The sequence below is a fragment of the Intrasporangium oryzae NRRL B-24470 genome, from assembly GCF_000576595.1.
Classification (GTDB): Bacteria; Actinomycetota; Actinomycetes; order Actinomycetales; family Dermatophilaceae; genus Intrasporangium_C; species Intrasporangium_C oryzae.
Genome location: NZ_AWSA01000007.1, coordinates 1 through 12,433, shown reverse-complemented (window position 1 = coordinate 12,433; position 12,433 = coordinate 1). Strand labels below are relative to the sequence as shown.

Annotated in this window: 11 protein-coding genes; 7 read left to right on the top strand and 4 right to left on the bottom strand. The window is 71.4% G+C overall.

Features of this window, described 5'->3' with window-relative positions; all coding sequences use genetic code 11:
• Positions 1–8 precede the first annotated feature (8 nt).
• The 4 genes from N865_RS04295 to N865_RS04280 all read right to left on the bottom strand — a co-directional run bounded on the left by N865_RS04295 (position 9) and on the right by N865_RS04280 (position 3,574).
• Positions 9–938, bottom strand: a complete 930-nt coding sequence (locus N865_RS04295) for a DUF559 domain-containing protein (RefSeq protein WP_051510122.1) — start codon at positions 936–938, stop codon at positions 9–11.
• A 139-nt stretch (positions 939–1,077) separates the two neighbouring features.
• Positions 1,078–1,956, bottom strand: a complete 879-nt coding sequence (locus N865_RS04290; RefSeq protein WP_034801951.1) for a carbohydrate kinase family protein — start codon at positions 1,954–1,956, stop codon at positions 1,078–1,080.
• The gene (locus N865_RS04285) at positions 1,953–2,900 is read right to left on the bottom strand and encodes a pseudouridine-5'-phosphate glycosidase (protein WP_051510119.1); all 948 of its coding nucleotides are present in this window, start codon (positions 2,898–2,900) and stop codon (positions 1,953–1,955) included. Before N865_RS04285 ends, N865_RS04290 begins: the two co-directional genes overlap by 4 nt.
• Before the next feature lie 14 nt (positions 2,901–2,914).
• On the bottom strand, positions 2,915–3,574 hold the full coding sequence (locus N865_RS04280) for a (2Fe-2S)-binding protein (protein WP_034801948.1): 660 nt from the start codon (positions 3,572–3,574) through the stop codon (positions 2,915–2,917).
• A gap of 89 nt (positions 3,575–3,663) precedes the next feature.
• Between N865_RS04280 and N865_RS04275 the strand changes: the two genes are divergently transcribed.
• From N865_RS04275 to N865_RS04245, 7 genes are all read left to right on the top strand, one after another.
• The gene (locus N865_RS04275) at positions 3,664–4,908 is read left to right on the top strand and encodes an amidohydrolase (protein WP_051510117.1); all 1,245 of its coding nucleotides are present in this window, start codon (positions 3,664–3,666) and stop codon (positions 4,906–4,908) included.
• A gap of 112 nt (positions 4,909–5,020) precedes the next feature.
• The gene (locus N865_RS04270) at positions 5,021–6,085 is read left to right on the top strand and encodes a BMP family lipoprotein (protein WP_034801942.1); all 1,065 of its coding nucleotides are present in this window, start codon (positions 5,021–5,023) and stop codon (positions 6,083–6,085) included.
• A 288-nt stretch (positions 6,086–6,373) separates the two neighbouring features.
• On the top strand, positions 6,374–7,861 hold the full coding sequence (locus N865_RS04265; protein ID WP_034801941.1) for an ABC transporter ATP-binding protein: 1,488 nt from the start codon (positions 6,374–6,376) through the stop codon (positions 7,859–7,861).
• Positions 7,858–8,976, top strand: coding sequence for an ABC transporter permease (locus tag N865_RS04260; RefSeq protein WP_034801937.1), 1,119 nt, complete (start codon positions 7,858–7,860; stop codon positions 8,974–8,976). The genes N865_RS04265 and N865_RS04260 overlap by 4 nt, the downstream gene beginning before the upstream one ends.
• Entirely contained in the window at positions 8,973–10,241 is a 1,269-nt protein-coding gene (locus N865_RS04255; RefSeq protein WP_034801935.1) for an ABC transporter permease, read from the top strand. Before N865_RS04260 ends, N865_RS04255 begins: the two co-directional genes overlap by 4 nt.
• Positions 10,241–10,690, top strand: coding sequence for a cytidine deaminase (locus tag N865_RS22150; protein ID WP_034801934.1), 450 nt, complete (start codon positions 10,241–10,243; stop codon positions 10,688–10,690). The genes N865_RS04255 and N865_RS22150 overlap by 1 nt, the downstream gene beginning before the upstream one ends.
• 41 nt (positions 10,691–10,731) lie before the next feature.
• On the top strand, positions 10,732–12,021 hold the full coding sequence (locus tag N865_RS04245; protein ID WP_034801932.1) for a thymidine phosphorylase: 1,290 nt from the start codon (positions 10,732–10,734) through the stop codon (positions 12,019–12,021).
• Positions 12,022–12,433 lie beyond the last annotated feature (412 nt).

Below are 12,433 nucleotides of genomic sequence, written 5' to 3'. Positions count from 1 at the left end.
ACCCAGCTTCAGGCCTTGGGGAGCCTGGCGCGGCGTTTCGTTCCGGCCAGTTGACCCGAGCGGGTGCGCCACAGGCCCTGCTCGCGCCGCAGTGCGACGGCCGCCGTGATGGACTCGAGAACCACGTCGGGCTCGAACATCACCTGCTCCCAGGTGAAGCGGAGGACGAGCCACCCCCTAACGATGAGCCCGTTGTACCTGCGGCAGTCGCGGTCGAAGTCCCTGCGCCTGGTGTGGAACTCATGGCTGTCGGCCTCGAGGACGATCCGCAGGTCCTCGTCCGCCACGTCGACGCGAGCCATGAGTTCGCCGCAGCTGATGCGGGTCTGCGCCGTCGGCACCAGACCCGGGACCTGCAAGGCGATGGCCCGCAGCACGGACTCGAACGGGTTGGCCGCTCGGTGATCCGAGGCCTGCGCGAGGCGCATCACGCGAGAGCGCTGTCGTGGGGGCAGCCACTCCGCGCGCGCCATGACATCGGCGACTCGCAGGCCGGCCCGCCGCGCCGAGTCGAAGACCGCCAGCGCCTCGTCGAAGGGCAGATCGGTACAGCAGTCGATGACCGTGCGAACCGGGCTCGTCACCCAGCCCCTGACGTCGTCGGCGTCCAGGTCGCGCCAGTGGAGGACGACTCCGTCAGAGGCGCCCGACGGGAGGCTCCGCTTGCGTCGTACGGTGACGTGCGGCAGTTCCGGCGCGGACTTGACCTTCCACCCGTGGTGGAGTGCAGCCGTCGTGTGCGAAGCGGCGCCACCGAGACGGTGCGCCGAGGCGCGGCCGGTCTCGACGGTGGGCAGGACGAAGTGGCCCCGCGCCGTCCGCACCACGGCGCCGGCCTCCAGCGCTGCGTCGACGTGGCGCCAGTGCACGGTCGCCAGCCGAAGCTGCTGCCTCGTTGCCACGCCTCCGAGCCTGGCCAGCGCCTTCGCTGCCTTCACCCCGACAGTGTGTCGTCGCGTCCGGCGCGGCAACCGGCCCCATCCACAGGGGCCACGTGGCCGGAACGACTCACGATCGACGGGGTTTCGAGGGCCCGAACCGATGTCGTTCCGGCCAGCGGCCCCGGCCGTATGCCGCTCAGCGCGGTCGCGCTCCCACGCGCACACACGCGGTGCTGCCGGCCTCGATGCCCGCGCGCAGCGCCGCGATCCGGCTGCGACCGCTCAGCCAGACGGACAGCAGGCCCGCGTTGAAGGCGTCGCCGGCTCCGGTCGAGTCGACGTGCTCGATCACGGGCGCGCCTGCCGACTCGTCGAACCCCCGGCCGACCCACCGGGCTCCGTTGGCGCCGTAGGTCGCGACGACCTCGTGGGCCGAGTCGAGCATGGCCGCAAGGCCGCCCAGTGCCTCGGCCTCGCGCTCGTTGGGCAGGAGCAGGTCGACCCCCGCGATCCACTCGAGGAAGCGGTCGGCCCCCTCACGGGCGATGAGGGCGGCAGCCTGCGGATCGACCGACGTGCTCCAGCCGAGCTCGCGGGCCTGGCGCAGGGCCTCCAGGCCGCCGGCCCGGGACCCTTCGTCGTAGAGCACGTAGCCGCTCAGGTGCAGGTGCGGCGTGATGTCGGGGTCGTGGCCCAGGCCGGCCAGGTCGACGTCCTCGGGGCAGAAGGCCTTGTTGGCGCCGCGGTCGGCCAGCATCGTGCGCTCGCCGTGCTCGTCGAGCAGGACGACGACGACGCACGTCGGCAGGTGCGGGTCGGCGGCGAAGGCACAGCGGACCCGCTTCGACTCGAGTTCCGCGCGCGCGGCCTGACCGGCGGCGTCGTCACCGACTCGGGCGAGCAGCGTCACCGGCACGCTGGCCCAGGCGAGCCACGAGGCCGAGTTCCCGCCCGCTCCTCCCGAGGCCATCGTCACGGCGCTCGGGGTGTCGGAGGCCCAGCTGATCGGGCCGTGGGGCCTCGTGATCACGTCGAGACCGACATCGCCGACGACGACGACCGGGCGGGTGGTCACGAGAGCCTCGCGATCTCGGCGGCGACCTGCCCGGCGAGCCGGGCGTTGGACAGGACGAGCTCGACGTTGGCCCGGAGGGACTCGCCCCCGGAGTTCTCGTGGAAGTACTCGAGGAGGCGCGGCGTCACGTCCTTGCCGTGGACGCCCTCGCGCGCGAGCAGGGCCAGGCCCTCCGCAACGAGCCGGTCGTGCAGCTCGCGGTCGACCTGGCGGTCGGCAGGCAACGGGTTGGCGAGGACGACGCCCGCCCGGTCGGTCCCGAGCCGGTCGCGCACGACGACGACCCGGGCCGCCTCCTCGGGCGACTCGACGCGCCACGGCACCTCGTGGCCCGAGTCGGACAGGTAGAAGCCCGGGAAGGCGTCGGTCCGGTAGCCGAGCACGGGGACCGACAGCGTCTCGAGCGTCTCGAGGGTCCCGGGCACGTCGAGGATCGACTTGACCCCGGCGCAGACGACGAGCACCGGCGTCGACGCGATGACGCCGAGGTCGGCCGACACGTCGAAGGTCTCCGAGGCGCCCCGGTGCACGCCGCCGAGGCCGCCCGTCGCGAAGACGCGGATCCCGGCCAGGTGGGCGAGCGCCGACGTCGAGGCGACGGTCGTGGCGCCCGTTCGCCCCAGGGCGGCGGCGACACCCACGTCGCGGACGGACAGCTTGGCCACCTCGGGGTCGGTGCAGATCCGCTCGACCTCCGCCGCGCCGAGCCCGACGTGGACGACGCCGTCGAGCAGCGCGATCGTCGCCGGGACCGAGCCGCTCTCCCGGACCGCCCGCTCGATCTGCCCTGCGATGGCGATGTTGTCGGGGTGCGGCAGCCCGTGGGCGAGGATCGTGCTCTCGAGCGCGACGACGCCGTGCCCGGCCTCGAGGGCCTCGCGGACCTCGTCGTGGACGACGAGCGGACGGCCGGTCACGGTCGGGGAGACAGCGGTGCGCGTCATGCCGAATACATACCCTAGGTCCGCGCGCCGCGGGGGCAGGGGGTGCAGGCCCGCATCCCCGGCAGCGCGTAGATGAAGCAGCACGACACCCGCCGCGGCGGGCCTCCCACCGTCTCGCCCGCCGCGCCGCGGGCACCCCGCACGGCCGTGGCCCAGACGTCGTCGACGACGCCCCAGCGCTGCCGCGAGCTCATCTTGACCTCGGGGGCATAGGCCTCGACAACCTCCGAGACGATCGAGTCGTATGCCGCCCGCGCCCTCGCGCTCCGGCGCTCGCCCGAGGGGTCGACCTCCACGGGGGCGCGGTCCGGGTCGACGACGACCCGCTGCGGATGGAGCCCGAGCGCGAGTTCGAAACCGAGCCCCTCGGGGTCGGGCAGGAGAACCCAGGGGCCGAGCCCGGCGGCATACGCGATGGGGGTGGCTGCGACCTCGCACCACCACTGGAGGACGAAGGCGGCCGGGACGTGGGGCGCGACCCTCGTCGCGTGCCGGCGCTCCATCTGGGAGCGCAGCGCGGTCCGCCAGGGCGCGAGGGGGTCGTGCCCGGCACGGACGTGCGCGAGCACCTCGGCGCACGAGACCGTCGCCGGGGTCGCACGGGTGGCGACCGTGACGAAGGGCAGCGCCTGGTCGACCCGGTGCAGGACGTCCTCGATGCCCGACCTCTCCACCTCGTCTCCTCTCCCGTGGGTGGCCCGCTCTTCCCGGGTGTCGTGGCCACGACGGCCCGCCGACATCCTCTCGCTAGACTCCGATACTCGTGACACCCTCCCTCCCGTTCGACGCCATCGCCCGCTCCGTCTCCGGACACGTGGACGAGCTCGTGGCGCTCCGGCGGGACCTCCACGCACACCCCGAGCTCGGGCGCGGTGAGGTGCGCACGACCGACCTGCTTGCCGCGCGGCTCGAAGCCGCCGGTATCGCCGTCCGCCGCCTGCGCGGCACGGGGCTGGTCGCCGACATCGGCGCCGCCGAACCTGCGCACACGATCGCCCTGCGCGCCGACATCGACGCGCTGCCGATCCGCGAGCAGACCGGGCTCGAGTTCGCGTCGAGGACCGACGGGATCAGCCACTCGTGCGGCCACGACGTCCACACGACGGCCCTCGTGGGGGCGGCGCTCGCCCTGAAGTCGATCGAGGAGCTGCTCCGCGCGACGGGCACCCGGGCCCGGCTCGTCTTCCAGCCGGCCGAGGAGGTCATGCCCGGAGGCGCCGAGGACGTCGTCGCCCAGGACGGCCTCGCCGACGTGGAGCGGATCTTCGCCCTGCACTGCGACCCCACCCTCGACGTCGGCGAGGTCGGCCTGCGCGTCGGCCCGATCACGGCGGCCGCCGACCAGGTCGAGGTCACCCTGAGCGGCCGCGGCGGCCACACGTCGCGCCCCCACCTGACACAGGACCTCACCTATGCCCTCGCGAAGGTCGTCACCGACGTCCCCGCGGTCCTGTCGCGACGCCTCGACCCCCGCGCCGGTGCGGCCCTCGTCTGGGGCTCGGTCCACTCCGGCGGCGCCCACAACGTCATCCCGTCCTCCGGCAAGGCCACCGGCACCCTGCGCATGCTCGACGCGGGGATCTGGGAGGGCGTCGAGCGCCTTCTCGAGGGCGTCGTCCACGAGGTCGTCCGCCCGTATGCCGTCACCGCGGAGGTCTCGATCGTCAAGGGGGTCCCTCCTGTCGTCAACGACGCGAGCTGCATCGATGCGCTCGCGTCGGCCGTGACCGGAGCGGGAGCCCACGTGGCGTCGACGCCGCAGTCCCTCGGCGGCGAGGACTTCGCCTGGTACCTCACCCACGTCCCGGGCGCGATGGCCCGCCTCGGCACCCGGACCGTCGGCGGTCCGACGTTCGACCTGCACCGCGGTGACCTCGTCATCGACGAGGGAGCGATCGCGATCGGAGCCCGCACCTTGGCCGGCTGCGTCATCGCGTCGGCCGCCCAGTGGGCCTCGGAGCAGGGGCTCGGACCTGCTCCGAGTCTCAGCGCGGTCGCGGATCGGTAACACTTCCTGTGCGAACGGCGAACCCACGCAGATCCTGCTGTAGCGGGGTCTAGAGTGCGATGCCAGTGGGCCGATGTCGTCGTCGGCCCCTCGGAATTTAAGGAGCACTCCTTTGCGTCACGCAACCAAGGTCGCGGCCGTCGTCGCGGCTGCTGCGCTCGGTCTCGCGGCCTGCAGCAGCAACGACACGTCCGGGTCGAGCAGCACCTCCGCCGGCGGTTCGAGCAGCGCCGCTGCCGGTAAGAAGATCGTCGTCGGCATCGCCTACGGCGTCGGTGGCCGAGGGGACCAGTCCTTCAACGCCTCCGCCGCAGTCGGGCTCGACAAGGCCAAGGCCGACCTCGGCATCACGTACAAGGAGGCCACGCAGGTCAACGGCGAGAGCGAGGCCGCGACCGAGGAGCGCCTCCAGCAGTTCGTCGACGCCGGCGCGACCCACGTCATCGGTGTCGGCTTCGCCTACGCGAAGGCCATCGGCGCGGTCGCCAAGGCCAACCCCGAGGTCCACTTCGCCATCATCGACGACGCGTCCGCCGACTCGGCCGGCCCCAACGTCGCCCAGCTGACCTTCGCCGAGGAGCAGGGCTCGTTCCTCGTCGGCGCCGCGGCCGCCCTCAAGAGCAAGACCAACACGGTCGGCTTCGTCGGCGGTGTCGCGACCGACCTCATCAAGAAGTTCGAGGCGGGCTACATCGCGGGCGCCAAGGCCGCCAACCCCTCGATCGTCGTCAAGAGCCAGTACCTCTCGCAGCCGCCGGACTTCTCCGGCTTCAACGACCCGGCCAAGGGCAAGACGGCCGCCGAGGGCCTTTACCAGGGTGGCGCCGACGTCGTCTACCACGCCGCCGGTGGCTCGGGCAGCGGTGTCTTCACCGCCGCCAAGGCCGCGGGCAAGCTCGCGATCGGTGTCGACTCCGACCAGGCCCTGACGGCCACGCCCGACGTGCGTGACGTCATCCTCACGTCGATGATCAAGAAGGTCGACGTCGCGGTCTACGACTTCCTCAAGTCCGGCTCCGAGGGCAAGGACATCACGGGCAACAAGGTCTACGACCTCAAGGCCGGCGGTGTCGACTACGCGACCACCGGTGGCAAGGTCGACGACATCAAGGCCAAGCTCGACGACTACAAGGCGAAGATCATCTCGGGCCAGATCACGGTCCCGACCAAGCCGTGATCGACACGCACCACGTTTAATCCCTGAGTGGGCAGACACGGCCCGTGCGGCGCGGTAGCGTCGTCGCGGGCCGTGTTCGTCCCCGGCAGCATCGGCCGTATCGTGAGCGCCGCGCGGTCACGGCACGACCGGCACCTGCCTGCACCACCTGCTGCCCGGAGCCCGGCCTCCGGGCCCGGACGAGGAGTTGTCGCCATCACTGCACCCGCGCCTGAGCGACCGGCCACCCTGGGGGGAGCCGAGTACGCGGTCGAGCTGGAAGGCATCACGAAGCGCTTCCCCGGCGTCGTGGCCAACAAGGACATCGTCTTCTCGGTGAAGAGAGGCACCGTCCACGCCATCGTCGGTGAGAACGGCGCCGGCAAGTCGACGCTGATGAAGATCCTCTACGGCGTGCAGCGCCCCGACGAGGGCACCATCCGCGTCGACGGCAAGGAGGTCCACCTCCACTCGCCGTCCGACGCCATCGCCGAGGGCATCGGCATGGTGTTCCAGCACTTCCAGCTCGCCGACAACTTCACCGTCCTCGAGAACGTCGTGCTCGGCGCCGAGAGCCTGCACGGCATCGGCGACGGCGCCCGACGGGAGATCAAGCGCCTGTCCGACGACTACGGCCTCGACGTCGACCCCGACGCCCTCGTGGCCGACCTCGGGGTGGGCGCCCGCCAGCGCATCGAGATCCTCAAGGTCCTCTACCGAGGGGCCAAGATCATCATCCTCGACGAGCCGACCGCCGTCCTCGTCCCGCAGGAGGTCGACGAGCTCTTCGACAACCTCCGCGAGCTCAAGTCCGAGGGCCTCACCGTCCTGTTCATCTCGCACAAGCTCGACGAGGTCCTGTCCGTCGCCGACTCGATCACCGTCATCCGCCGCGGCACGACGATCGACACCGTCGACCCCAAGTCGGTCAACGCCCGCCAGCTGGCCGAGCTCATGGTCGGCGCCGAGCTGCCGACGCCGCAGACCGAGGAGTCGACCGTCACGGACCGGGTGGTCCTGCGGACCGAGGACATCGTCCTCGGTAGCGCCGCTGAGGGCCGCAACGTCCTCGACGGCATCTCGCTGACGATCCATGCCGGTGAGGTCCTCGGCATCGCCGGCGTCGAGGGCAACGGCCAGGCCGAGCTCGTCGAGGTGATCATGGGGATGCGCGAGCCCACGGCCGGGCGCGTCTATCTCGGCGACACCGACATCTCCGACTGGCAGACCCGCGAGATCCGCGAGGCGGGCGTCGCCTACATCCCCGAGGACCGCCAGCGCCACGCCCTCCTGCTCGAGGCGCCGCTCTGGGAGAACCGCATCCTCGGACACCAGACCGAGACGCCCAACGTCAAGGGGTTCATCATCGACGCGGCCGGAGCCAAGGCCGACACCGAGCGGATCGTCAAGGAGTACGACGTCCGCACCCCGTCGATCAACGTCAAGGCCGGCTCGCTCTCGGGCGGCAACCAGCAGAAGCTCATCGTCGGGCGCGAGATGAGCCACGAGCCGAAGGTGCTCGTCGCCGCCCACCCGACGCGCGGCGTCGACGTCGGTGCGCAGGCGAGCATCTGGGACATCATCCGGCAGGCGCGCCGTGACGGTCTCGCCGTCCTGCTCATCTCCGCCGACCTCGAGGAGCTGATCGGCCTGTCCGACACGATCGAGGTCATCCTCCGCGGGCGCCTCACCGGCACCTTCGACCCCGACACAGTGACCGCAGAGGACCTCGGAGCGGCGATGACCGGTGCGTCCGCCGACCCGACCGACCACGACGGAGCGGGGGAGTCCCGATGAGCACCTTCAGCCCCCGCAAGGCGCTCCTCGCGATCGCAGCGCCCGCCCTGGCGCTCATCGTCGCGTTCGTCGTCACCTCGGTGATCCTCCTCGCGTTCGGCGACCCCGTCGTCGAGGTCTGGCAGACCATCCTGTCGGCGCCCAAGCCGCGCCAGTTCGTCCAGATCGTCAACGGCGCCACCGTCTACTACCTCTCGGCCGTGGCCGTCGCCGTCGGCTTCCGGATGAACCTCTTCAACATCGGGGTCGACGGCCAGTACCGCGTCGCCGCCTTCGCGGGCGCCCTCTTCGCCGGGCAGGCGTGGTTCCCGGGCCCGGTCAACGTCATCCTCACGATCATCGTCGCGATGATCGCCGGAGGCCTGTGGGCGAGCATCGCCGCCTACCTCAAGGTCAAGCGCGGCATCTCCGAGGTCATCAGCACGATCATGCTCAACGCCATCGCGACCGGTGTCGTCCAGTGGCTGCTGCTCAAGGTCGCGGTCAAGCAACCGGGCAGCAACACGATCACGACCAAGCCGATCCCCGAGTCCTCGCAGCTCGACGGCCTGTCGCTCATCCCCGGCGCGGCCAACAAGGTCTACACGCTGCTCCTGCTCGCCATCCTCGTCGGCTCCGCCTACTGGTTCATCATCGGCAAGACGCGGTTCGGCTTCGACCTGCGCGCCACCGGGCGGTCCGAGACCGCCGCCGTCGCGAGCGGCGTCAAGGTGCCGCGCATGGTCGTCACGACGATGGTCGCCTCGGGAGCCCTGGCCGGTCTCATCGGTATGCCGCTGCTCTTCGGGCAGGACCACAACTACGGCACGACCTTCCAGGCGGGTCTCGGCTTCGCCGGCATCGGCATCGCCCTGCTCGGGCGCAACCACCCGGTCGGCATTGCCTTCGCGGCCCTGCTCTGGTCGTTCCTCGACGTCCAGAGCAACGCCCTGCAGATCCGCGCAGGGGTCGCCTCGGAGGTCGTCTTCATCATCCAGGGCGTCATCCTCTTCGCCGTCGTCATCGCCTACGAGCTGATCCGCCGGGCCGACGTCCGCCTCGAGCAGCAGCGCGTGGCGAGAGAGCTCTCAGCGGTGTCACCTGACGCCCCGTCCGTGGAAGGAGCACGCGCATGAGCGCCGCCGATCTCAAGGTCGGGAGCGAGAGGGTGGTGGCCGCACCGCGTCGGCTCCGTCTGAGCCCGTTGCAGTGGGTCGGGGTCGGGCTCGGCGGCGTGTTCGTGCTCTCGGTGCTCCGCGTCGTGACCGGCGCCCAGGACGTCGACTCGTCCGGGCTGCTCATCGCCGCCTTCGGCCTCGCCGTGCCCATCGCCCTGGCCGGTCTCGGTGGCCTCTGGTCCGAGCGAGCCGGCGTGGTCAACATCGGCCTCGAGGGCATGATGATCCTCGGCACGTGGGGTGCGGGGTTCCTCGGCTACCACCTCGGGCCGTGGATGGGGCTCGTCGGCGCGGTCATCGGTGGCATGCTCGGCGCCTTGATCCACGCCATCGCGACGGTGACCTTCGGGGTCGACCACATCGTCTCCGGTGTCGCCCTCAACATCGTGGCGCTCGGCTTCGCGAAGTACCTCTCGGTCCGGTTCTTCAGCACCCTTCCCGGCGGTGGTCCGACCCAGTCGCCGCCGCTCGACGAGCTGCCGACGTTCAGCATCCCGGGCCTGTCCGACGCGCTCTACGAGATCGAGCAGAAGCACATCTTCTTCATCTCCGACCTCGCCGGAGTGCTGCGCGCCTTCTGCACCGACGTCTCGGTCGTGACGATCCTCGCGGTCCTGCTCTTCATCGCGACGTTCTACATCCTCTGGCGCTCTGCGTTCGGTCTTCGCCTGCGTTCGGTGGGCGAGTCGCCCGTGGCGGCCGAGTCCCTCGGCGTCAACGTCCTGCGCTACAAGTTCGTCGCCGTCCTCATCTCCGGCGGGCTCGCCGGTCTCGGCGGCGGCTTCCTCGCCCTCGTCGCGGCCAACCTCTTCCGTGACGGCCAGACCGGTGGCCGCGGCTACATCGGCCTCGCGGCGATGATCTTCGGCAACTGGCGGCCGGGTGGGCTCCTCGCCGGCTCGGTTCTCTTCGGCTACACCGACGCCGCACAGCTGCGCGGCGGCGGGACGACTGTCCACGCCTTCCTCCTGCTCCTCGCCGTCCTGCTCATCGGGATCGGTGTCTGGCAGGTCGTCCGGCGGGGCCGCCTCGCGCAGGGCGTCGTGGCCGTGATCGTCGGCTCCCTCGTCGGCACGTGGTACGCCCTGACCGACATCGTGCCGCCCGAGCTCTCGAGCACGACCCCCTACGTCACGACCCTGCTCGTGCTCGCGTTCGCTTCCCAACGGCTGCGGATGCCCGCCGCCGACGGCCAGATCTACCGCAAGGGGGAGGGCCACTAGTGTCCGCCGCCGACGCCGAGGGACGGTATGCCGCTGAGCCCGGTGAGCGGCATACCGTCGACTGGGAGGCGCTCCGGCTCCGGGCGGTCGAGCTCATGGAGCGTGCGTACGCGCCCTACTCGCACTTCCCGGTGGGCGTCGCGGGCCTCGTCGACGACGGCAGGGTCGTCGCGGGGTGCAACGTCGAGAACGCCGCCTATGGCGTCGGGCTGTGCGCCGAGTGCGGCATGGTGTCCGAGCTGCACGCGACGGGCGGCGGACGACTCGTCGCCGTCTTCTGCGTCGGCGGCGACGGGAAGTCGCTCATGCCGTGCGGCCGGTGCCGACAGCTCCTCTGGGAGAACGGCGGGCCGTCGTGCCTGCTCATGACGCCCGAAGGCGTCCTCACCATGGCCGACGTCCTCCCGCAGGCCTTCGGTTCGGCCGACCTCGACCACGCCGAGCGCTGAACCCTCCCGCGTATGCCGCGGGGCTGGGACATGATGGTCCGGTGAGCGAAGCCTTCGATGCCGTCGACGTCATTTCCGCCAAGCGAGACCGCCACGAGCTGTCCGACGCCCAGATCGACTGGGTGATCGACGCGTACACCCGGGGGGTCGTCGCCGAGGAGCAGATGTCCGCCCTCGCGATGGCGATCTACCTCAACGGGATGAACGCCCGCGAGATCGCGCGGTGGGCCGACGCGATGATCCGGTCGGGGGAGCGGCTCGACTTCTCGGGGTTGTCACGCCCCACGAGTGACAAGCACTCGACGGGTGGCGTCGGCGACAAGATCACCCTCCCGCTCGCGCCGATCGTGGCGGCGTGCGGGGTGGCCGTGCCGCAGCTGTCGGGCCGGGGGCTGGGACACACCGGCGGGACCCTCGACAAGCTCGAGTCGATCCCGGGCTGGCGGGCGTCCCTGACCAACGAGGAGATGCTCGCCCAGCTCGAGGATGTCGGCGCCGTGATCTGTGCCGCTGGGTCGGGGCTCGCTCCGGCCGACAAGAAGCTCTACGCCCTGCGCGACGTGACCGGGACCGTGTCGTGCGTCCCGCTCATCGCGACCTCCATCATGAGCAAGAAGATCGCCGAGGGCACCGGCTCCCTCGTGCTCGACGTCAAGGTCGGCTCCGGGGCCTTCATGAAGGAGCTCGACCAGGCGCGTGAGCTGGCCCAGACGATGGTGCGGCTCGGGACCGATGCGGGGGTGCACACCGTGGCCCTGCTGACCAACATGCAGACGCCGCTCGGGCTCACCGCGGGCAACGCCCTCGAGGTGCGCGAGTCGGTCGAGGTGCTCGAGGGCGGCGGCCCGCCGGACGTCGTCGAGCTCACCCTTGCTCTCGCCCGCGAGATGGTGGCCGGCGCGGGCCGTGACGACGTCGACCCCGCGGACGTCCTCGCCGACGGACGCGCGATGGACGTGTGGCGGCGGATGATCCGGGCCCAGGGCGGCGACCCGGACGCACCGCTGCCGGTGGCGAAGGAGACCCACCACGTCCTCGCGCCCGCCGACGGGGTTCTCGTCGAGCTCGACGCCCTCGCGGTGGGAGTCGCCGCGTGGCGGCTCGGCGCCGGACGGGCCCGCAAGGAGGACCCGGTCCAGGCGGGGGCGGGCGTGGAGATCCACTCCAAGCCCGGCGCGACGGTCCGCGGCGGGGAGCCGCTGCTCACGCTGCACACCGATACGCCGGAGCGGTTCGACCGAGCGCTCGAGGCCCTCGAGGGCGGCTTCACCATTGCTCCCGAGGGGTCGAGACCCGCCCTTCCTCCCATCGTCATCGAGCGGGTCTCCTGACGTCGCGGTCGTCGGTCACGCCCAGGCGGTGATGTGGGCCGGCGTCATGTCGTCGGCCGGCGCGACGGCGAGACGGCGGGACGGCGAGACGGGGGCCGGCGGGACGGCGAGACGGGGGCCGGCGGGGCTCGGAGAGGTGACTCGGGAGGGGAGGGGAAGTGCCGCGGGATGCCCGATTCGGCCTGGTCGCCCGGTCCGGGCTACTGTTCTCTTCGTCAGCCCGACAGGGAAGCGGACGCCACTGCTCGCGAGTGAATCGCAAGCGAAGTAGGCCGGCCCGGGGCTGGATCCCACCGGACTTGCCACCACTGCGTGGCGGCAGGTATCCTGTGGGTCCCCGCTGACACCGGTGGGTTCAAGTTCGGTCGCTCTGAGAGCGGGTCACGGATTTTGACTGGTGGTGGCTGGCGGG

Bases quoted from the DNA above. Each gene is read 5' to 3' on its own strand.
- N865_RS04285 (WP_051510119.1), bottom strand. From the start codon at position 2,900: ATGACGCGCACCGCTGTCTCCCCGACCGTGACCGGCCGTCCGCTCGTC.
- N865_RS04260 (WP_034801937.1), top strand. From the start codon at position 7,858: ATGAGCACCTTCAGCCCCCGCAAGGCGCTCCTCGCGATCGCAGCGCCC.
- N865_RS04255 (WP_034801935.1), top strand. From the start codon at position 8,973: ATGAGCGCCGCCGATCTCAAGGTCGGGAGCGAGAGGGTGGTGGCCGCA.